Raw genomic sequence first — 20,163 nt, 5'->3', positions numbered from 1 at the left:
GGTCAGGACTCCTTGTGGGAGAGCGCGCGGACGGTACGGGACGGGCTCGGCCGGCCCAGCTGTTCGGCCATCCACCCGCTCGTGGCGGTGAGGGCGGCCAGGTCGACCCCGGTCTCGATGCCGAGGCCGTCGAGCATCCACACCAGGTCCTCGGTGGCGAGGTTGCCGGTGGCGGACTTGGCGTACGGGCAGCCGCCGAGGCCGCCCGCCGAGGCGTCCACGACGGTCACGCCGTGCCGCAGCGCGGCCAGCGTGTTGGCCAGGGCCTGCCCGTAGGTGTCGTGGAAGTGCACGGCGAGCCGGGAGACGGGCACCCCGGCCTCCGCCAGGCCGGTCAGCAGCGCGCCGACGTGGCCCGGGGTGGCGACGCCGATGGTGTCGCCGAGGCTCAGCTCGTCGCAGCCCATGTCGGCGAGGGCCTTGGTGACGCGGACGACCTGCCCGACGGGGACGGCGCCCTCCCACGGGTCGCCGAAGCACATCGACAGATAGCCGCGGACCTTCAGGCCGGTCTCCGCCGCCCGGACGACGACCGGCTCGAACATGGCGAGCGCCTCGTCGACGGTCCGGTTGAGGTTGGCCTTCGCGAAGGACTCGGTGGCGGAGGCGAAGACGGCGACCTCGCGGGCGCCGAGCGCGAGCGCCCGGTCGAGCCCCCGCTCGTTCGGCACCAGCACCGGCAGGCGTACGGGCAGGTCCCGGACGAGCGGGAACAGCTCCTCGGCGTCGGCCAGTTGGGGCACCCACTTCGGGTGCACGAAGCTGGTCGCCTCGACGGTGGAGAGCCCGGCGGCGGCCAGCCGGCGGATGAACTCCGCCTTCACCCCGGTCGGGACGGCCGTCTTCTCGTTCTGCAGCCCGTCCCGGGGGCCCACCTCGTGGATCCGGACCCGGGCGGGCAGCGCCGGATCGCGGAAGGTCATCGGCAGGGCGGTCATTCCGCTTCCTCCTCGCGGGGGGCGACCACGGCCAGGACCTGGTCCATGGCGACGGCGGTGCCGGGCGTGACGTCCAGCTCGGTGACGGTGCCGGCGTGCGGGGCGGAGATGACGTGCTCCATCTTCATCGCCTCCACCACCAGCAGGCTCTGTCCGGCCTCCACCTCGTCGCCGACCGCCACCTTCACGACGGTGACGGTGCCGGGCATCGGCGCGGCGAGCGTGTCGGCCCCGCCGTGCCGGGCCCCGGAGAGCGCGGCGGCCACCGGGTCGTGGTCCATGACGTGCCAGGAGTCGCCGTCCCGGCCGAGCCAGGCGCCGGCCCGGTGGAAGGCGTGGGTGACCCCGTCGACGGTGACGGTGACGCCGGTGGCCGTGACCCGGGCGTCCGCCGGGGCGGCGACGGTGACGGGGTCGAGCCCGGCGACGCGGACCGGGAAGGCGAGGGGCTTCGGCGCCCCGCCCAGCCGCCAGCCGCTCGGCACGTCGAACGGGTCCGTCCAGCCGTCCCGCGGCCGCGGCGCCAGCTCCGCCCCGCGTACGGCGGCGGCCGCCGCGTACACCTCGTCCGGCACGCCCCGCGGGACCAGCGACTCCGCCTCCCGCTCCACCAGGCCGGTGTCCATGGCGCCGGACACGACGTCCGGGTGGGCCAGGAGGCGGCGCAGGAAGCCCGCGTTGGTGGGGACGCCGAGGGTGACCAGCTCGGCGAGGGCCGCGCGGAGCTTCCGCAGCGCCGTCGGGCGGTCCTGCGCGTGGACGATGACCTTCGACAGCATCGGGTCGTAGAGCGAGGACACCTCGGAGCCTTCGAGGAGGCCCGAGTCGGTCCGTACGCCCCCGCCGTGCGGTTCGGCGAGCGCCAGGACCGTGCCGCCCGAGGGCAGGAAGCCCCGGGACGGGTCCTCGGCGCAGATCCGCGCCTCGACCGCCCAGCCGTCGAGCCGGACGTCCTCCTGGCCGAAGCCGAGCGGTTCGCCGGCCGCGACCCGCAGCTGCCACTCCACCAGGTCCAGGCCCGTGACGAGCTCGGTGACCGGGTGCTCGACCTGGAGGCGGGTGTTCATCTCCATGAAGTAGTACTGGGACGGGTCGCCGCCCGGCACGATGAACTCGACCGTGCCCGCGCCGACGTAGCCGCAGGACCGGGCCGCCTCCACGGCCGCCGCGCCCATCGCCGCCCGGGTCGCCCCGTCGAGGAGGACGCTGGGCGCCTCCTCGATGATCTTCTGGTGGCGGCGCTGGAGGGAGCACTCGCGCTCGCCGAGGTGCACCACGTTCCCGTGGGCGTCCGCGAGGACCTGGATCTCGATGTGCCGGGGCCGGTCGATCCACCGCTCCACGAGGAGCGTGTCGTCGCCGAAGGAGGCCCGCGCCTCCCGGCGGGCCGCCGCGATCTCGTCGTCCAGGACCGCCAGGTCCCGCACCAGGCGCATGCCCTTGCCGCCGCCGCCCGCGCTGGGCTTCAGCAGCACCGGGGCGCCCATCTCCCGCGCGGCCTCGGTGACCCGGGGGTCGGCGTCGCCCGGCACGACGGGCACGCCGGCCGCCTTCACGGTCTCCTTGGCGCGGATCTTGTCGCCCATCAGGGCGATGGCCTCGGCGGACGGGCCGATGAAGACGAGCCCCGCCTCCGCGCAGGCGCGGGCGAAGGCCGCGTTCTCCGCGAGGAAGCCGTAGCCGGGGTGGACGGCCTGCGCGCCGGTGCGGCGGGCCGCCTCCAGCAGGGCCGGGACGGAGAGGTACGACTCCGAGGCCGGCGCGGGCCCGATCCGTACCGCCGTGTCCGCCTCCCGCACGTGCCGGGCGTCGGCGTCGGCGTCGCTGTACACCGCGACCGAGCGGACGCCGAGCGCCCGCAGGGTGCGGATCACGCGGACCGCGATCTCGCCCCGGTTGGCGACGAGGACGGTGTCGAACATCTGCTGCATCGTCAGGGTCCTCACATCCGGAAGACGCCGAACTGGGGGTCCCCCAGGGGCGCGTTGGCACAGGCGGTCAGCGCGAGGCCCAGCACCTGCCGGGTCTCCAGCGGGTCGATGACGCCGTCGTCCCAGAGCCGGGCGGTCGCGTAGTAGGCGCTGCCCTGCGTCTCGTACTGCTCGCGGATCGGCGCCTTGAAGGACTCCTCCTCCTCGGCGCTCCAGGCGTCGCCGAGCTGGTCGCGCTTGACCGTGGCGAGCACGGAGGCGGCCTGCTCGCCGCCCATGACGGAGATCTTGGCGTTGGGCCACATCCACAGGAAGCGGGGGGAGTAGGCCCGGCCGCACATCGAGTAGTTGCCGGCGCCGAAGGAGCCGCCGACGACGACCGTCAGCTTCGGCACGCGCGTGGTGGCGACGGCCGTGACCATCTTCGCGCCGTGCTTGGCGATGCCGCCGTGCTCGTACGCCTTGCCGACCATGAAGCCGGTGATGTTCTGGAGGAAGACCAGCGGGACGCCGCGCTGGTCGCACAGCTCGATGAAGTGCGCGCCCTTCTGGGCGGACTCGGCGAACAGGATGCCGTTGTTGGCGACGATGCCGACCGGGTGGCCGTGGATCCGGGCGAAGCCGGTGACCAGCGTCTGCCCGTACTCGGACTTGAACTCCTGGAAGCGGGAGCCGTCCACCACGCGGGCGATGACCTCGCGCACGTCGTACGGGGTGCGGGAGTCCACCGGCACCGCGCCGTACAGGCCGTACGGGTCGACCTTCGGCTCCTCGGCCGGTTCGACCTTCCACGGCAGCGGGCCCCGCTCGGGCAGGGTCGCCACGATGTTCCGCACGATCCTGAGCGCGTGCGCGTCGTCCTCCGCGAGGTGGTCGGTGACGCCGGAGATCCGCGAGTGGACCTCGCCGCCGCCCAGCTCCTCGGCCGTGACGACCTCGCCGGTCGCCGCCTTCACCAGCGGCGGGCCGCCGAGGAAGATCGTGCCCTGGTTCCGGACGATCACGGCCTCGTCGCTCATCGCCGGGACGTAGGCGCCGCCGGCCGTGCAGGAGCCCATGACGGCCGCGATCTGCGGGATGCCGGCCCCCGACATGCGGGCCTGGTTGTAGAAGATCCGCCCGAAGTGCTCGCGGTCCGGGAAGACCTCGTCCTGCATCGGCAGGAAGGCGCCGCCGGAGTCGACCAGGTAGAGGCAGGGGAGACGATTCTCCAGCGCCACCTCCTGGGCCCGCAGGTGCTTCTTCACCGTCATCGGGTAGTAGGTGCCGCCCTTGACGGTGGCGTCGTTGGCGACGATCACGCACTCGCGGCCGCTGACCCGCCCGATGCCCGCGATGACGCCGGCCGCCGGGGCCTGCCCGCCGTACATGCCGTCCGCCGCCAGCGGCGCCAGCTCCAGGAACGGGGACCCGGGGTCGAGGAGGGTGTCCACCCGGTCGCGCGGCAGCAGCTTCCCGCGCGCGGTGTGCCGCGCCCGGGACTTCTCACCGCCTCCGAGCGCGGCCCCGGCCAGCTTGGCGCGCAGGGTCGCGGCCAGCTCCTGGTGCGCCGCCTCGTTGGCCCGCCAGGCCGGCGAGGCGGGATCCGCCGCACTCGACAGCACAGGTGCCTGCTGCATCGACCGATCTCCCTTGTTCGGTTAATGAGCGTTAACGTACGCCTCTCAGGTTAACGAGCGCTAACCGGGTTGTCTAGAATCGAATCCATGACCACGAGCCCGACCCGGACGGACGCGCCGACCCGCCGCGAGCAGATCCTCAAGGAGGCCGCCCGCCTCTTCGCCGAGCGCGGGTTCCACGGCGTGGGCGTGGACGAGATAGGGGCCGCCGTCGGCATCAGCGGTCCCGGCCTGTACCGCCACTTCCCCGGCAAGGACGCGATGCTCGCGGAGCTCCTCGTCGGCATCAGCGAGCGGCTCCTGGCCGGCGGGCGGCTGCGGGTCGCCGAGGCGGAGGGGGACCCGCGGGCCCTCCTCGGCTCCCTCATCGACGGGCACGTCGACTTCGCGCTCGACGACCGGCCGCTGATCACCCTCCACGACCGGGAGCTCGACCGGCTCAAGGACGAGGACCGCAAGCGGGTCCGGCAGCTCCAGCGGCAGTACGTCGAGCTGTGGGTGGACGTCGTCCGCGCCCTGCACCCCGCGGCCGGCGAACCCGAGGCGCGGGCCGCGGTCCACGCGGTCTTCGGCCTCCTCAACTCCACCCCCCACCTGCGCACCCCGCTGGCCCGCGCCGACCTCGAACTCCTCCTGCGCAACCTGGCCCACGGCGCGCTGAGCGCCCTGGACGCCACGGCCCCCTGAGACACCGCCCCGGCCGGGGCGGGCGCCCGGCAGAATGAGCCCCATGCCGATACTCAGCCGTGACGCCCTCGTCGACCACCTCCTCCGCAGCCGCATCGCGGGGGACGTGGCCACGCCCCGCGAGAACAACCTGGACCACTACCGGAAGCTCGCCAACGGCGACCGGCACTACTGGCTCGGTCTGGAGCTCGGCGACCGGTGGACGGACGAGCAGGACGTGCTGGCCGTGATGGCGGAGCGCTGCGGCGTCGTCGACGACCCCGCCCACCGCGCCGGCCAGGACACCATCGACCCCGAGCTGACCGTCGACGCCCTGGACCGGATGGCCGTCCGGCTGAAGCAGGCCGCCGCCGGGCGGGAGCGGGTGCTGTTCGCGACCGGGCACCCCGGCGCGCTGATCGACGCGCACAGCCGGGTCGCCGCCGCGCTGCGCGCCCAGGGCTGCGACATCGTGCGGATCCCGGGCGGGCTGATCGCCGACGAGGGGTACGTCGTGCAGTTCGCGGACGTCGCCGTCTTCGAGCGCGGCGCCAGCCTCTGGCACACCCACTCGCCGGAGCCGATGAACGCGATCCTCGACGGGCTCCAGGTGCTCGGAGAGCCCGCGCCCGACCTCGTCGTCGCCGACCACGGCTGGGCCGGCCGCGCCGCCCAGCGCGGGATCGACTCCGTCGGCTACGCGGACTGCAACGACCCGGCGCTCTTCCTCGCCGAGGCCGAGGGGACGATGAAGGTGACCGTCCCGCTCGACGACCACGTCGTCGACCCGCGCTTCTACGAGCCGCTGACGGCCTACCTGCTGAACGCCGCCGGGCTCCTCCCCTAGGACGGTCCCGGCGTCGGGTCCAGGTAGACCCGGCGCACCGAGGGGAAGCGGGCCCGCAGCCGCGCCTCCGCCCGCTCGCAGGCCCGCTCCACCTCGGCGGCCGTCACCACGTCCCGGAAGTCGACCTTCGCGGCGACCATCACCTCGCCGGGGCCCTGGATCAGGGTGATCAGGTCCAGGACGCCCACCACGTGCGGGACGGCGAGGAGTTCCTCCCGCACCTCCGCCCGCATCGCGCGCGGCAGCGGGCGGCCGATGAGCAGCTCGGCGTTGGAGCGGCCCAGGACCCAGGCGACGTACACGAGCAGGCAGCCGATGAGGAGGGAGGCGACGCCGTCCCAGACGCCGGAGCCGGTGATCTGGCCGCCGAGCAGGCCGCCGGCGGCGAGCATCAGGCCGGCGAGGGCGGCCGAGTCCTCCAGGACGACCGCCTTGACGGTGGTGTCGGGGGTGAGCCGCAGGTAGCGCGCGAAGGGCGCCCTCATCCGCTCCGCCTCCGCCCGCACCTGCTTGACGCCGGTCCGCAGGGAGAAGGCCTCCAGGACGAAGGAGACGCCGAGGACGACGTAGGAGACGAGGGGGTCGCCGAGCTCCTCGCCGTGGACGAGGGTGTGGACGCCGTCGTAGATCGCGAAGACGGCGCCGCCGACGAAGGTGGCGACGGCCGCGAGCATCGCCCACACGTACCGCTCGCCCGCGTGGCCGACGGGATGGTCCTCGTCGGCCGGCTTCTCGCTCCGCTTGAGCGCGGTGAGCAGCATGACCTCGGTGACGGTGTCGGCGACCGAGTGGGCGGCCTCCGACAGCATCGCGCTCGATCCGCTGACGACGCCGGCGACGGCCTTGGCGACCGCGATCCCGAGGTTCGCGCCCGCCGCCACGATCACCGTGAAGGTGCTCTCACCGTTGTCCGTCCGTGCCTCTGCCATGACATCGGACGGTATGTCCGGTCGTCAGCGCGGGACGCGAACGACACCCTCCTGGATGACGGAGATCGCGAGCCGTCCGTCCCGGGTCCAGATCCGGGCCTGGCCGAGGCCGCGTCCGGCGGAGGAGGACGGCGACTCCTGGTCGTAGAGGAGCCACTCGTCGGCCCGGAAGGGCCGGTGGAACCACATCGCGTGGTCGAGCGAGGCGCCGACCACGTCCCCCACGGCCCAGCCGCCGCGCCCGTGGGCGAGCAGCACCGAGTCGAGCAGCGTCATGTCGGAGACGTACGTGGCGAGCACGACGTGCAGCAGGGGGTCGTCCGCGAGCTTGCCGTTGGTGCGGAACCACACCTGCGAGCGCGGCTCGCGCGGCTCCCCGACCGAGCCCCACGGAGGGGTCTCCGCGTACCGCAGGTCGACGGCGGCGCGGGCCTCGACCAGCCGCCGGGCGACGCCCTCCGGCAGGTGCCGGGGGAGCGTCTCCTCGGCGGTCGGCAGCGTCTCCGGGTCGGGCGCGGCCGGCATCTCCGCCTGGTGGTCGAGCCCGTCCTCGTACGCCTGGAAGGAGGCGGAGAGGTGGAAGATCGGCTGTCCGTGCTGGATCGCGACGACCCGGCGGGTGGTGAAGGACCGCCCGTCCCGGATCCGGTCGACCTCGTAGACGATCGGCGCGCCCGGGTCGCCCGGCACCAGGAAGTAGGCGTGCAGGGAGTGGGCGAGGCGGTCCGGGGGGACGGTCCGGCCCGCCGCCACCAGCGCCTGGGCGGCCACCTGGCCGCCGAAGACGCGGGGGACGATCGCGGACCGGGACTCGCCCCGGAAGATGTCCCGCTCGATCCGCTCCAGGTCGAGCAGGCCGAGCAGGTCATCCAGTGCGGAGGGTGCTTCGGGCACTTACAGGCCCATGCTCTTCGCGATGATCGACTTCATGATCTCGCTGGTGCCGCCGTAGATGCGGTTGACGCGGTTGTCGGCGTACAGGCGGGCGATCGGGTACTCGTTCATGTAGCCGTAGCCGCCGTGCAGCTGGAGGCAGCGGTCGATGACGCGGTGCGCGACCTCGGTGCAGAAGAGCTTGGCGGAGGCGGCCTCGGCCGGGGTCAGCTCGCCGGCGTCCAGGGCCTCCAGGGCGCGGTCGGCGACGGCCTCGGCGGCGTCCACCTCGGCCTGGCAGGCGGCCAGCTCGAACTTGGTGTTCTGGAAGTGCGCGACCGGCTTGCCGAAGACGGTGCGCTCCTGCACGTACTCCTTGGCGAAGCGGACGGCGGCCTTGGCCTGCGCGTAGGCGCCGAAGGCGATGCCCCAGCGCTCGGAGGCGAGGTTGTGGCCGAGGTAGTAGAAGCCCTTGCCCTCCTCGCCGAGCAGGTCCTCGACGGGGACCTTGACGTCGACGAAGGCGAGCTCGGCGGTGTCGGAGGTCTTCAGGCCGAGCTTGTCGAGCTTGCGGCCGATGGAGTAGCCCTCGGACTTGGTGTCGACGGCGAAGAGGGAGATGCCGAAGCGGCGGTCGTCCTCGGACGGGGCCGAGGTGCGGGCGCAGACGATGACGCGGTCGGCGTGGACGCCGCCGGTGATGAAGGTCTTGGCGCCGTTGAGGACGTAGTGGGTGCCGTCCTCGGAGAGCTTGGCGGTGGTCTTCATGCCCGCGACGTCGGAGCCGGTGCCCGGCTCGGTCATGGCGAGCGCCCACATCTCCTCGCCGGAGACGAACTTCGGCAGGTAGCGCTTCTTCTGGTCGTCGGTGGCGAGCATCTTGATGTACGGCAGGGCGAGCAGCACGTGCACGCCGGAACCGCCGAACTGCACGCCGGCGCGGGAGGTCTCCTCGTACAGGACGGCCTCGAACTTGTGGGTGTCGAGACCGGCGCCGCCGAACTCCTCCGGCACGTTGATGCCGAAGATGCCCAGCTCGCCGAGCTTGTAGTAGAAGTCGCGGGGCGCCTGGCCGGCCGCGAACCACTCGTCGTAGACGGGCACGACCTCGGCCTCGATGAAGGCCCGGATGGTCTCCCGGAACGCCTCGTGGTCCTCGTTGAATACGGTACGGCGCACGAGCCGCCTCCTTCGTCGCTGCCAGTTGTCTAAGCGCTTGCTCAGCCTGTCGGGTCGAAGTTACCCAGCGGTCACCCGCCCTGTCCAGACTCCGGCCCTGTGATCCAGGCCCGTCCCACGGAGTCGTACCCGTAGACCGGACGCCCCTCCGTCCCGCTCGTCCGAAAGGGTTCCCCGTCCTCGTCCCCGATCACCTCCGTCCCCCGCCGGCCCTCCGCGCTCCACTCCAGCTCCAGGTACCAGCGGCAGTCGCAGCCCGCCGTCCGCGCCGACACGAGCAGCTCCTCCGGACCGGCGGCGGTGACCGCGTACGGGAAGGCGGGCGCGGGGAGCGTCCGGCCCTCCCCGGAGGCGTCGTACCCGGCCTCCGGACGGGCCACCGGACGCGGCCGGTCCAGGTCCACGGCGAACCGGCGCGGCGTCACCGCCCCGCCGCACCCGTCGTCCATCCGGTACGCCGCCCACGGCGGCGGCGTCCCCCGCTCCACCACCCGCACGTGCAGCCCCTGGAGCACCACCGCCGACGCCCCCTTCCCCTGCACCGAGACCCGCACCAGCGTCTCCCCGCCGTGCACGGCCCCGTGCCGCTCCGCCCACGCCCGCGCGTCCGCCGGGGCCGGCGGGGGCGCGGGCCTCCGCCCCACGAGGTAGGTGTGCCCGCACCCGCCCTGCCAGACGTGCGAGGCGACGGTCCACGTCAGCGGCGGGGGCGGCGGGGCCGCCGCCTCTTCCCGGGGGAGGAGTACGGCTCCGAGGGTCACCGCCCCGACGACCGCCAGCGCCCCGCCGAGCAGGCCCGCCCGCCCCCACCGGCGGCGCCCCGGCCCGGACGGGAGGCCCGGAGGGACGGCCGGCGGCACGGGCGCGGGCTCCGGTGCGGGCGCGGGGACGGGCGGGGCTTGCGGCACGGGCGGGGCTTGCGGCTCCGGCGCGGGCGCGGCGTCCGGCTCCGGCGCGGGCTCCGGCGCCGCCCCGGGGGCCGGGGCCGGGGGCCGGCGGGCCCGGTCCGCGCGGGTCCAGGCGTCCTCCAGGGAGCGGCGCTCCTCCTCGCCGGCCCCGCACAGCAGGGCCAGGCGGTCGACCACGGCGAAGTCCTCCGGGACGGTCGCCCCGGAGCAGTAGCGGTGCAGGGAGGAGGCGCTGACGTTCAGACGCCGGCCGAGCGCCTCGTAACTCCGCCCGTCCCGCGCCTTCAGCGCGCTCACCCGCGCCGCGAACTCCTCGACGTCCGCGTCCCTCGCCATCCCGACCCCCGGTCCTCGGCATCCCACCCCTGTACGTCTTCCCACGTCACCGGGGGTGGGATGGTTCCGGGACGGCGGACGGGCGCGTCGCCGTTGCCCCCGGCGGGCGGCGGCCCGACGCTGGTGGCAGCACCTGACCGAACGACCCACCGGGGGAACGAACCACCATGACCGAGTTCCGTACCGCGCTCGCCGCCACCGCCACCGCCGCCGCCCTGGGCCTCGCGGCCCTCGCCGCCGCCCCGGCGCAGGCCGCCGCCCAGCCCGCCTTCCTCGCCGCCTCCCAGATGCCGCCGTCGTCGACGCCGTGGACCGCCACGCCCGTCTTCAGCGGCGTCCCGGAGAACGGCGGCGTCCTGTGCGCCGAGTACAAGATCCCGGCCCAGAACACCCGCTACCGCGAGTTCAGCACCGAGCTCGACACCAACGGCGTGCAGGTCACCACCGTCGCCCGCACCGAGGCCGACGCGGTGAAGCTGGTCGACACCCTCCGCAAGTCGATCGCCGGCTGCGGCACCCGCCTGGAGCAGCAGAACCCGGGCCTGGAGGCCGTCAGCGCGTACCACGGCAAGCTCGCCGTCGAGGAGGGCGCCTGGGTCTACAGCCTGGACACCGCCGACCCGCAGGTCGGCAACACCGACATCCACCTGTTCTCCGTCGGCCGCGACGGCCGCACCGTCACCCTCGTCCGCTGGGGCCAGATGGGCGACTTCGAGGACGCCCCGCTGACCGCCTTCCGCACCACGACGAAGACGGCCGTGAACAAGCTCTACTGAGCGCGCAGCGCGAACCACAGCTCCATCCGCACGTCCGGGTCGTCCAGGTCGCGGTCGAGGAGGGCCGCGCAGCGGGCGATCCGCTGCCGGACCGTGTTGCGGTGGACGCCGAGCGCGGCGGCCGTGCGGTCCCAGCCGCCGTGCAGGGAGAGCCAGGTCCGCAGGGTCTCCGCCTGCGGCTCGCTGAGCGGGGCGAGCAGCACGCGCGCGTGCGCGGCGGCCTCGTCCGGGTCCACCAGCCCGGCGAGGCCGTTCGCGCGGTGCCGCGCCAGCGGGGTCCGGGTCGCCTCCGCCCGGCGCAGGGCGCGGGCGGCCTGGGCGTCCGCCGCCGGGAGCCCGTCGGGCCCGGCCGGGGCGCTCGCGCCGAGCGTCCAGCCGGGCTGGGCGGTGACCGCCGCGCCCGGCGGCACCAGGAGCCGTACCGTCGGGGCCGCGGCCGTGTCCATCAGGTCCGTGCCCAGCGCCGCCGCCAGGGTCGCCGCCGCGAACGGCGTGCCGTCGCCGCCCCGGGCGTGCACCACCGTCCACGGGCCGGGGGAGAGGGAGGCCGCCGCCTCCGCCGGGGACGCGCCGAGCAGCAGCCGGGTCAGGGCCCCGTCCCGCAGCGCCACGTCGACGGCCCGGTGCGAGGCCGTCAGCAGGGAGAGCAGCACCACCGCCACCCCGGCGACCGTGTGGTCGCCGGGGCCGCGCCGCTCCGTCGCCACCCCGAGGGCGAGCCCGTCGCCGCCGCCGAGCGCGTACGCCGCGAGCCGCAGCCCCCCGCCCTCGCCGCCCGCCGACGCCGGGCCGCCCGGCCGGGGGCCCACCACACCCGCCAGCTCCGCCAGCGCCCGGGCCGCCTCCGGCGGGATCTCGCGGCCCGCCGACGCCGACTCCGTGCCGTCCGCGCCGAAGAGGACCGCCCGGCCGCCGAGCCGGGAGGCGAGCGCCCCGAGGACCGCCGGGACCGGCGCCGGACGGGCGGCCGCCGCCGCCAGCGACTGCTGGGCCTCCGTCACCCGGCGCAGCTCGTGCAGCCGGGCCTCCGCCATCAGCCGCCACAGCGCCCGCGCCACCGCCGTGAACGGCGTCCCGGGAGGCACCTCGACCAGCGGCAGCCCCAGCCGCGCGCACGCCGCCACCAGCTCCGCCGGCACCGTGTCGTACACCGGCGTCACCCCGAAGCCGAGCGCCGCCGCCCCCGCCTCCACCACCCGCTCCGCGAACCGCGCCGGGTCCGTCAGCTGCACGCCCGCCGTCATCAGCAGCTCGCCGCCGAGCAGGTACGGGTACGGGTCCGCCATCTCCGAGGTGTGCACCCAGTGCAGCGCCACGTCGTCCGGCCCGGTGAGCAGCCGCAGCCCCAGCTCCCGGCGGGCCAGCAGTGCGGCCAGCGGCACCGGTGGCGCCGGAGGGGTGGAGCCCGGATCGGAGCGCGTCACGCCTGTGGTCCCTTCGTACATCTTCCGGCCCGACAGTGGAGGAAACGTACACTTCAATGTGGCTTTCGGGCGACTTACGGTCGAGCCGCACCCCGACGACAGCCCAGGAGGCACCGACCATGAGCAGCGACCAGAACACCCCGCGCGGCCCGATCGACTCGTCCCGCGTCCCGCGGTACGCCGGTCCCGCGACGTTCGCGCGGCTGCCGCGGCTCGACGAGGTCGGCACCGCCGACATCGCCGTGGTCGGCGTCCCCTTCGACTCCGGCGTCTCCTACCGCCCCGGCGCCCGCTTCGGCGGCAACGCCATCCGCGAGGCCTCCCGCCTGCTCCGCCCGTACAACCCGGCGCAGGACGCCTCCCCGTTCGCCCTCGCGCAGGTCGCCGACGGCGGTGACATCGCCGTCAACCCGTTCAACATCAACGAGGCCGTCGAGACCGTCGAGGCCGCCGCCGACGAGATCCTCGGCACCGGCGCCCGCATGATGACCCTCGGCGGCGACCACACCATCGCCCTCCCGCTGCTCCGCTCGGTCGCCAAGAAGCACGGCCCCGTCGCCCTGCTCCACTTCGACGCCCACCTGGACACCTGGGACACCTACTTCGGCGCCGAGTACACCCACGGCACCCCGTTCCGCCGCGCCGTCGAGGAGGGCATCCTCGACACCGAGGCCCTCTCCCACGTCGGCACCCGCGGCCCGCTCTACGGCAAGCAGGACCTCACCGACGACGAGAAGATGGGCTTCGGCATCGTCACCTCCGCGGACATCTACCGCCGCGGCGCCGACGAGGTCGCCGACCAGCTCCGCCAGCGCATCGGCGACCGCCCGCTGTACATCTCCATCGACATCGACTGCCTCGACCCGGCCCACGCCCCCGGCACCGGCACCCCCGAGGCGGGCGGCATGACCTCCCGCGAGCTCCTGGAGATCCTGCGCGGCCTCTCCTCCTGCAACCTCGTCTCCGCCGACGTCGTCGAGGTCGCCCCCGCCTACGACCACGCCGAGATCACCGCCGTCGCCGCCTCCCACACGGCGTACGAGCTGACGACGATCATGTCCCGCCAGATCGCGGCGAGCCGCACGGCACAGTAGAGGCCGACGGCGGCCCCGGCGCCGCCCGCCCGCCCCGCCCGGGGCGGGCGGGCGGCACCGGCCGCCGGCCCGCACCCGACCCCGACGCCCAGGGACCCCGACATGACCCACGACCACGACCTGGTCCTGCGCCCGACGCCCGCCCAGACCGAGGCGGCCCTCAACCCGCCCCCGGGGCGGACCGGCGGCGACCTCGTCATCGAGACCCTCGCCGGCCTCGGCGCCACGACGGTCTTCGGGCTCCCCGGCCAGCACGCCCTGGGCATGTTCGACGCCCTGCGCCGCTCGTCGCTGCGGTACGTCGGCCTCCGCGCCGAGAACAACGCGGGCTTCGCCGCCGACGCGTACGGCCGGATCACCGGCGAGGCCGCCCCGCTGCTGCTCTCCACCGGCCCCGGCGCCCTCATGTCGCTCGCCGCGCTCCAGGAGGCCGCCGCGGCCTCCGCGCCGGTCCTCGCCCTCGGCAGCCAGATCCCCGCCGCCGGGCTCGGCGGCGGCCGGCACGGCTACCTCCACGAGCTGCGCGACCAGCAGGCCAGCTTCCGGGACGTCGTGAAGTCCGTCCACACCGCCCGTACGCCCTCCCAGATCCCGTCCGCGATCGCCGCGGCCTGGGAGTCGGCGCTCACCGCCCCGCACGGCCCGGTCTGGGTCGAGATCCCGCAGGACGTGCTCACCGCGGAGACGGCGCTGCCCGTCGTCACGGCGATGGACGCGACCCCCGAGGAGGTCGTCCCGCGCCCCGAGCTGACCGCCCTCGCCGCCCACCTCCTGTCGACGGCCGAGCGCCCGGCGGTCATCGCCGGCGGCGGCGTCGTCCGCTCCGACGCCTCCGGCAAGCTCCGGGCGCTCGCCGAGAAGCTGGACGCGCCCGTCGTCACCACCTTCGGCGGCAAGGGCGCCTTCCCCTGGACGCACCCGCTCTCCCTCCAGTCCTGGCTGGAGGACCGGCACACCACCGACTTCCTGGAGGACGCCGACGTCCTCCTCGTCGTCGGCTCCGGCCTCGGCGAGCTGTCCTCGAACTACCACACCTTCGCCCCGCGCGGCCGGGTGATCCAGATCGAGGCGGACGCCGGCAAGCTGGAGGCCAACCACCCGGCGCTCGGCATCCACGCGGACGCCCGCCTCGCCCTCCAGGCGCTCCTGGAGACGGTGGAGGCCCGGACCGACGAGACCGCCCCGGCCCGGGTCCGCGCGGTCCTGGACAAGATCGCGGCCCGCCTGGACGCCCAGGACCTCGCCCTGGAGCGGCAGGTCGTCGCCTCGGTCCGCGAGGCGCTGCCGTCCCGCGCGCCGAGCTTCTGGGACATGACGATCCTCGCCTACTGGGCGTGGTCCGCCTTCGACGCCCGCCACCCCAACACGATGCACTCCGCGCAGGGCGCCGGCGGCCTCGGCTACGGCTTCCCCGCCGCCCTCGGCGCGGCCGTCGCCGACCCGACGGTCCCGGTCCTCGCGGTCTCCGGCGACGGCGGCGCGATGTACTCGATCGCGGAGCTGGCGACGGCGAAGCAGTACGGCCTCGACGTCACCTGGCTGATCGTCGACGACGGCGGCTACGGCATCCTGCGCGCGTACATGACCGACGCCTTCGGCGAGGCCACCGGCACCGAGCTCGCCCGCCCCGACTTCGTCGCCCTGGCGGAGTCCTTCGGCGTCCCCGCCGTCCGCACCACCCCCGAGACCCTCACGGCCGACCTCTCCGAGGCCCTGGCCACCCCCGGCCCCTCGGTGGTCGTCCTCCCGGCCCTCCTGAAGATGTTCGAACCGACCCACCTCTGACCGGCCCGGGGGAAACCCTTCCGCCCTCCCCTCGAACGGCCCGACCGGGCCGTTCGAGGTCCACGGCGGTCCTAGGACTTCCGTCCGGTCTTTGTTGCGGCGGGATGAAATCGCACGTCGGGCACGTTGTCGCCTTCCGGTAGACCAGGACGGACGGGAGGCGTCACGTGGTGGCGGTGGGGCGGAAACAGGGCGGGACGGAGCGGGAACAGGGGTGGGCCCGGCGGCTGTGGGCGTACGCCTGGCGGTACAAGGCGGACGTCGTGCTCGCGCTGGGGTCGTCGCTCGCCGGCATGGCGCTGCTCGCGCTGGTGCCGCTCATCACCAAGGTGATCATCGACGACGTGATCGGGGCGGGTACGCGGTCCCTCGCCGTGTGGACCGGGCTGCTGCTCGGCGCCGCCGTGCTCGTGTACGTGCTCACGTACATCCGGCGCTACTACGGCGGGCGGCTCGCGCTCGACGTGCAGCGGGACCTGCGGGACGACATGTACGGGACGATCCTGCGGCTCGACGGGCGGCGGCAGGACGAGCTGTCCACCGGGCAGGTCGTCGGGCGGGCCACCAGCGACCTCCAGCTCATCCAGGGCCTGCTCTTCATGCTCCCGATGACGATCGGCAACATCCTGCTGTTCGTCATCTCGCTGGCCGTCATGGCCTGGCTGTCGATCCCGCTGACGCTCGTCGCCCTCGCCGTCGCCCCCGCCCTGTGGTGGATCGCCAAGCGCAGCCGCACCCGGCTCCACCCGGCGACCTGGGCCGCCCAGCAGGAGGCCGCCGGGGTCGCCGGGGTCGTCGACGGGGCCGTCACCGGCGTCCGGGTCGTCAAGGGCTTCGGGCAGGAGGAGCAGGAGACCGGGAAGATCCGGGAGGCCGGGCGGAAGCTGTTCGCCGCGCGGCTGCGGACGATCCGGCTGAACTCCCTCTACACCCCCGCCCTCCAGGCCGTGCCCGCCCTCGGCCAGGTCGCCGTCCTCGCGCTCGGCGGCTGGCTCGCCTACAGGGGCCAGATCACCCTCGGCACCTTCGTCGCCTTCTCCTCCTACCTGGCCTCCCTCGTCGGCCCGGTCCGGATGCTCGCCATGGTCCTCACCGTCGGCCAGCAGGCACGCGCGGGCGTGGAGCGGGTCGTCGAGCTCATCGACACCGAGCCGGCCATCGAGGACGGGACGAAGGAGCTGCCGGCCGACGCCCCCGCCACCGTCGAGTTCGACGACGTGAGCTTCGGCTACGGGGACGGGCAGCCCGTCCTCGACGGGTTCTCGCTGGAGCTGCGGGCCGGCGAGACCGTCGCCCTGGTCGGCTCCTCCGGCTCCGGCAAGTCCACCGTCTCCCTCCTCCTGCCCCGCTTCTACGACGTCTCCCGCGGCGCCGTCCTCGTCGGCGGCCACGACGTCCGCGAGCTGACCCTGGAGTCGCTGCGGGCCGCGATCGGCCTCGTCCCCGAGGACTCCTTCCTCTTCTCCGACACCGTCCGCGCCAACATCGCGTACGGGGTCCCCGACGCCACCGACGAGCAGGTCGAGGCCGCCGCCCGGGCCGCCCGCGCCGACCGCTTCATCGCCGAGCTGCCGGACGGCTACGCCACCAAGGTCGGCGAGCACGGCCTCACCCTCTCCGGCGGGCAGCGCCAGCGCATCGCGCTGGCCCGCGCGATCCTCACCGACCCCCGCCTCCTCGTCCTCGACGACGCCACCTCCGCCGTGGACGCCAAGGTCGAGCACGAGATCCACGAGGCCCTGCGGTCCGTCATGGCGGGCCGCACGACCCTGCTCATCGCCCACCGCCGCTCCACCCTCGGCCTCGCCGACCGGATCGCCGTCCTCGACGGCGGCCGGCTCGCCGACCTCGGCACCCACGAGGAGCTCCAGGAGCGCTCCGCGCTCTACCGGCGCCTCCTCACCGACCCCGACGAGCTGGGCGGGGTCTCGCCCGGCCACCTCCCGACGACCGCCGGGGCCCCCGACGAGGACGCCGGGCTGCGGGCCGAGCTGGACGCCGAGTTCGACGCCGAGCGCGGCATCACCCCCGCCCTGTGGGTGCGCGACGAGGCCGCCGACCGCACGGCCGAGGCCGCCGGAGCCACCCCGGAACTGCTCGCCGCCGTCGCCGCCCTGCCGCCGGCCGCCGACACCCCGGACGTCGACGAGGCCCGCGCGGTGGAGCCCGAGGAGAGCTACGGGCTCCGCCGGCTGCTGCGCGGCTTCGGCGCGCCGCTCCTCATCAGCCTCGGCCTGGTCGCCCTCGACGCCGGCGCCGGCCTGCTGCTCCCGGTCCTCATCCGGCACGGCATCGACGAGGGCGTCAACCGGCTCGCCGTCGGCGCCGTCTGGGCCGCCTCCGCGCTCGCCCTGGTCACCGTCCTCGTGCAGTGGGCGGCGCAGACCGCCGAGACCCGGATGACCGGCCGCACCGGCGAGCGGGTCCTGTACGCGCTCCGCCTGAAGATCTTCGCCCAGCTCCAGCGGCTCGGCCTGGACTACTACGAGCGCGAGCTCACCGGCCGGATCATGACCCGGATGACGACGGACGTCGACGCCATGTCGACCTTCCTCCAGACGGGCCTGGTCACCGCCTTCGTCTCGGTCGTCACCTTCTTCGGGATCATGGTGGCGCTGCTGGTCCTCGACCTCCAGCTGGCCCTGGTCGTCTTCGCGACCCTGCCGGTCCTCGCCCTCGCCACGTACTGGTTCCGGCGCTCCAGCGTGAAGGCGTACGAGCTGGCCCGCGAGCGGATCAGCGTCGTCAACGCCGACCTCCAGGAGTCCGTCGCCGGCCTGCGGATCGTGCAGGCCTTCGGCCGGGAGCGGTCGGGCGCCGCGCGGTTCGCCGAGCGCGGCGGGGCCTACCGGGACGCGCGCGTGCGCGGCCAGTGGCTGATCTCGGTCTACTTCCCGTTCGTCACCCTGCTGTCCTCGGGCGCCGCCGCGGCCGTCATGATCGTCGGCGCGAACCGGATCGAGGCCGGGACGCTCACCACGGGCGCGCTCGTCGCCTACCTGCTCTACATCGACCTCTTCTTCGCCCCCGTCCAGCAGCTCTCCCAGGTCTTCGACGGCTACCAGCAGGCCGCCGTCTCGCTCGGCCGGATGCAGGAGCTGCTCCGGGAGCCGACGTCGACGGCCGCCGCGGCGGAGCCCCGCGAGGTCCTGTCGCTGCGCGGCGAGATCGCCTTCGAGGACGTCTCCTTCGCGTACGGCACCGAGGAGGCCGCCCTCAGCGGGATCGACCTGCGGATCCCCGCCGGGCAGACCGTCGCCTTCGTCGGCGAGACCGGCGCGGGCAAGTCCACCCTGGTCAAGCTGGTCGCCCGGTTCTACGACCCGACCTCGGGCCGGGTCACCGCGGACGGCACCGACCTGCGGGACCTGGACCTCACCTCGTACCGGCACCGGCTCGGCGTCGTCCCGCAGGAGGCGTACCTCTTCGCCGGGACGGTCCGCGACGCCATCGCCTACGGGCGGCCCGGCGCCACCGACGCCGAGGTGGAGGCGGCGGCCCGCGCGGCCGGCGCGCACGACATGATCGCCACCCTGGACGGCGGCTACCTCCACGAGGTCGCCGAGCGCGGCCGGAACCTGTCGGCGGGCCAGCGCCAGCTGATCGCCCTGGCCCGCGCCGAGCTCGTCGACCCGGACGTCCTCCTCCTCGACGAGGCCACGGCCGCCCTGGACCTGGCCACCGAGGCCCAGGTGAACGCCGCCACCGAGCGGCTCGCCGGCCGCCGCACGACCCTGATCGTCGCCCACCGCCTGACCACGGCGGCCCGCGCGGACCGGGTCGTCGTCATGGACCACGGCCGGGTCGCCGAGGACGGCAGCCACGACGAACTCCTCGCCCGCGACGGCCGGTACGCGGCCCTCTGGCGCACCTTCACCGGCGAGGCGGACCCGGAGCCGGAGCAGGAGGAGGAACCGGCCGCGATCTGAGGCCGCGATCTGAGTACGGGGGCTCATGCCCGGGGGCGGCGGCCGGGGTTGGATCGGTGCCATGAACGACCCCGCCCCCGGCCCCGCCCCCGTCCCGGCCCGCACCCTGCGCCGCTGCGCGCTCTGGGCCGGGCTGCTGTTCCTCCCCGCGACGCTGCTCGGCGTGGTCCTCGCCCTCGCCTCCGAGAGCGGCACGGCGTGCGTGATGCGGGGGACCTGCGGGGAGGTCCCCGGCTGGCTCTACGCGAGCACCCTGGCCGTCGCGGGCGGCGCCTGGATCAGGGCGCTCACCGTCCCGGACGGCGCCCCGCCCACCCGCGGCCGCTGGGCCGCCCTGTGGACGCTGATCGGCGCCGAGGTGACCTTCCTCGGCCTCGTCATGGCCTACTTCGCCGGGTGACCCGCGGCACGGAGGCACGCGCGGGGGCAACCGTACGGGCGTCGGAGGCGTCGTAAGCGTGTACGGCCAGAGGGAGAGCGGGGGAGGAACGGCATGTCCGGAGTCAGCGCGGTCCGACGGCTCCTCGCACGCGCGCGCGTGCACCCCGTCGCGTACGGCCTCGTCCTCGTCCTCGCCGCCGGGCTGCTGACGCTGGCCGGGCCGGGCGGGGGCACCGCCGACGCGGCCTCGGCCTGCCGGGGGCGGCCCGCCCGCACGGTCTCCTTCGCCACCGGCGAGCTGCGCCTCTACCGGACCCGGCAGTACGCCTGCGCGCTGGTCCTCGCCAAGCGGCCGGGCGCGCCCCGGCCCATGAAGGTCACGCTCCAGCCGCGCGGCGGCCGGGCCGCCGTCGTGAGCGGGCGCTGGGGCCGGCAGGCCGGGCCGGTGACCGTGCACGCGCTCAACCGCTGCGTCCGCGCCACCGCGTCCGTCTCCGGGCGCTCCACCGCCACCGGCTGGATCCTGTGCTGAGGCAGAGGTAAGGCCC

General features: G+C 74.8%; 16 protein-coding genes. 8 read left to right on the top strand and 8 right to left on the bottom strand.

All coding sequences use genetic code 11. The features are described from left to right. Nucleotides 1-2: 2 nt before the first annotated feature. From AB0E83_RS02155 to AB0E83_RS02145, 3 genes are read right to left on the bottom strand one after another with little or no spacing between them, the layout of a single operon-like run. Complete coding sequence (locus tag AB0E83_RS02155; RefSeq protein ID WP_362104508.1) at nucleotides 3-938, bottom strand: hydroxymethylglutaryl-CoA lyase; 936 nt, start codon at nucleotides 936-938, stop codon at nucleotides 3-5. Then, the gene (locus tag AB0E83_RS02150; protein ID WP_362104506.1) at nucleotides 935-2,869 is read right to left on the bottom strand and encodes a biotin carboxylase N-terminal domain-containing protein; all 1,935 of its coding nucleotides are present in this window, start codon (nucleotides 2,867-2,869) and stop codon (nucleotides 935-937) included. Before AB0E83_RS02150 ends, AB0E83_RS02155 begins: the two co-directional genes overlap by 4 nt. Before the next feature lie 11 nt (nucleotides 2,870-2,880). After that, a complete protein-coding gene (locus AB0E83_RS02145; protein WP_362104505.1) occupies nucleotides 2,881-4,488 on the bottom strand; it encodes a carboxyl transferase domain-containing protein in 1,608 nt (535 codons plus the stop codon). A gap of 87 nt (nucleotides 4,489-4,575) precedes the next feature. Between AB0E83_RS02145 and AB0E83_RS02140 the strand changes: the two genes are divergently transcribed. After that, complete coding sequence (locus AB0E83_RS02140) at nucleotides 4,576-5,175, top strand: TetR/AcrR family transcriptional regulator (protein ID WP_362104503.1); 600 nt, start codon at nucleotides 4,576-4,578, stop codon at nucleotides 5,173-5,175. A gap of 43 nt (nucleotides 5,176-5,218) precedes the next feature. After that, complete coding sequence (locus tag AB0E83_RS02135; RefSeq protein WP_362104501.1) at nucleotides 5,219-6,001, top strand: phosphatase; 783 nt, start codon at nucleotides 5,219-5,221, stop codon at nucleotides 5,999-6,001. Here the strand turns inward: AB0E83_RS02135 and AB0E83_RS02130 are convergent. From AB0E83_RS02130 to AB0E83_RS02115, 4 genes are all read right to left on the bottom strand, one after another. Then, nucleotides 5,998-6,930, bottom strand: a complete 933-nt coding sequence (locus AB0E83_RS02130; protein ID WP_362104499.1) for a cation diffusion facilitator family transporter — start codon at nucleotides 6,928-6,930, stop codon at nucleotides 5,998-6,000. The genes AB0E83_RS02135 and AB0E83_RS02130 overlap by 4 nt on opposite strands. 24 nt (nucleotides 6,931-6,954) lie before the next feature. After that, on the bottom strand, nucleotides 6,955-7,824 hold the full coding sequence (locus tag AB0E83_RS02125; RefSeq protein WP_362104497.1) for an acyl-CoA thioesterase II: 870 nt from the start codon (nucleotides 7,822-7,824) through the stop codon (nucleotides 6,955-6,957). Further along, nucleotides 7,825-8,982: an acyl-CoA dehydrogenase family protein gene (locus AB0E83_RS02120; protein WP_362104495.1), complete on the bottom strand. Its 1,158-nt coding sequence runs from the start codon at nucleotides 8,980-8,982 to the stop codon at nucleotides 7,825-7,827. Nucleotides 8,983-9,053: 71 nt separating this feature from the next. Then, nucleotides 9,054-10,226 (bottom strand): helix-turn-helix transcriptional regulator, encoded by a 1,173-nt coding sequence (locus AB0E83_RS02115; protein WP_362104494.1) that lies wholly within the window; start codon nucleotides 10,224-10,226, stop codon nucleotides 9,054-9,056. Between the two features lie 167 nt (nucleotides 10,227-10,393). Between AB0E83_RS02115 and AB0E83_RS02110 the strand changes: the two genes are divergently transcribed. Further along, the gene (locus tag AB0E83_RS02110) at nucleotides 10,394-11,002 is read left to right on the top strand and encodes a hypothetical protein (RefSeq protein ID WP_362104492.1); all 609 of its coding nucleotides are present in this window, start codon (nucleotides 10,394-10,396) and stop codon (nucleotides 11,000-11,002) included. On the opposite strand, the gene AB0E83_RS02105 is transcribed toward AB0E83_RS02110, so the two are convergent. Further along, on the bottom strand, nucleotides 10,996-12,447 hold the full coding sequence (locus AB0E83_RS02105; RefSeq protein WP_362104490.1) for a PucR family transcriptional regulator: 1,452 nt from the start codon (nucleotides 12,445-12,447) through the stop codon (nucleotides 10,996-10,998). The two genes, AB0E83_RS02110 and AB0E83_RS02105, sit on opposite strands and share 7 nt — an antisense overlap. A gap of 98 nt (nucleotides 12,448-12,545) precedes the next feature. Here AB0E83_RS02105 and speB point away from each other — a divergent pair, with 98 nt between their 5' ends. The 5 genes from speB to AB0E83_RS02080 all read left to right on the top strand — a co-directional run bounded on the left by speB (nucleotide 12,546) and on the right by AB0E83_RS02080 (nucleotide 20,147). Further along, the gene (gene speB, locus AB0E83_RS02100; RefSeq protein ID WP_030493955.1) at nucleotides 12,546-13,520 is read left to right on the top strand and encodes an agmatinase; all 975 of its coding nucleotides are present in this window, start codon (nucleotides 12,546-12,548) and stop codon (nucleotides 13,518-13,520) included. A gap of 102 nt (nucleotides 13,521-13,622) precedes the next feature. Beyond that, the gene (locus AB0E83_RS02095; protein WP_362104488.1) at nucleotides 13,623-15,305 is read left to right on the top strand and encodes a thiamine pyrophosphate-binding protein; all 1,683 of its coding nucleotides are present in this window, start codon (nucleotides 13,623-13,625) and stop codon (nucleotides 15,303-15,305) included. A gap of 176 nt (nucleotides 15,306-15,481) precedes the next feature. Continuing rightward, a complete protein-coding gene (locus AB0E83_RS02090; RefSeq protein WP_362104486.1) occupies nucleotides 15,482-19,234 on the top strand; it encodes an ABC transporter ATP-binding protein in 3,753 nt (1,250 codons plus the stop codon). A gap of 61 nt (nucleotides 19,235-19,295) precedes the next feature. Next, the gene (locus AB0E83_RS02085; protein WP_362104485.1) at nucleotides 19,296-19,634 is read left to right on the top strand and encodes a hypothetical protein; all 339 of its coding nucleotides are present in this window, start codon (nucleotides 19,296-19,298) and stop codon (nucleotides 19,632-19,634) included. Nucleotides 19,635-19,727: 93 nt separating this feature from the next. Continuing rightward, nucleotides 19,728-20,147, top strand: a complete 420-nt coding sequence (locus AB0E83_RS02080) for a hypothetical protein (protein ID WP_362104483.1) — start codon at nucleotides 19,728-19,730, stop codon at nucleotides 20,145-20,147. Nucleotides 20,148-20,163 lie beyond the last annotated feature (16 nt).

Origin of the sequence: Streptomyces sp. NPDC035033, assembly GCF_040636735.1 — a bacterium.
In the GTDB taxonomy this organism is placed as follows: Bacteria; Actinomycetota; Actinomycetes; order Streptomycetales; family Streptomycetaceae; genus Streptomyces.
This window is presented reverse-complemented; position numbering and strand designations above follow the sequence as displayed.

Bases quoted from the DNA above. Each gene is read 5' to 3' on its own strand.
- AB0E83_RS02095 (WP_362104488.1), top strand. From the start codon at position 13,623: ATGACCCACGACCACGACCTGGTCCTGCGCCCGACGCCCGCCCAGACC.
- AB0E83_RS02130 (WP_362104499.1), bottom strand. From the start codon at position 6,930: ATGGCAGAGGCACGGACGGACAACGGTGAGAGCACCTTCACGGTGATC.
- AB0E83_RS02140 (WP_362104503.1), top strand. From the start codon at position 4,576: ATGACCACGAGCCCGACCCGGACGGACGCGCCGACCCGCCGCGAGCAG.
- speB (WP_030493955.1), top strand. From the start codon at position 12,546: ATGAGCAGCGACCAGAACACCCCGCGCGGCCCGATCGACTCGTCCCGC.
- AB0E83_RS02080 (WP_362104483.1), top strand. From the start codon at position 19,728: ATGTCCGGAGTCAGCGCGGTCCGACGGCTCCTCGCACGCGCGCGCGTG.
- AB0E83_RS02135 (WP_362104501.1), top strand. From the start codon at position 5,219: ATGCCGATACTCAGCCGTGACGCCCTCGTCGACCACCTCCTCCGCAGC.
- AB0E83_RS02085 (WP_362104485.1), top strand. From the start codon at position 19,296: ATGAACGACCCCGCCCCCGGCCCCGCCCCCGTCCCGGCCCGCACCCTG.
- AB0E83_RS02155 (WP_362104508.1), bottom strand. From the start codon at position 938: ATGACCGCCCTGCCGATGACCTTCCGCGATCCGGCGCTGCCCGCCCGG.
- AB0E83_RS02145 (WP_362104505.1), bottom strand. From the start codon at position 4,488: ATGCAGCAGGCACCTGTGCTGTCGAGTGCGGCGGATCCCGCCTCGCCG.
- AB0E83_RS02150 (WP_362104506.1), bottom strand. From the start codon at position 2,869: ATGCAGCAGATGTTCGACACCGTCCTCGTCGCCAACCGGGGCGAGATC.
- AB0E83_RS02105 (WP_362104490.1), bottom strand. From the start codon at position 12,447: ATGTACGAAGGGACCACAGGCGTGACGCGCTCCGATCCGGGCTCCACC.
- AB0E83_RS02115 (WP_362104494.1), bottom strand. From the start codon at position 10,226: ATGGCGAGGGACGCGGACGTCGAGGAGTTCGCGGCGCGGGTGAGCGCG.
- AB0E83_RS02110 (WP_362104492.1), top strand. From the start codon at position 10,394: ATGACCGAGTTCCGTACCGCGCTCGCCGCCACCGCCACCGCCGCCGCC.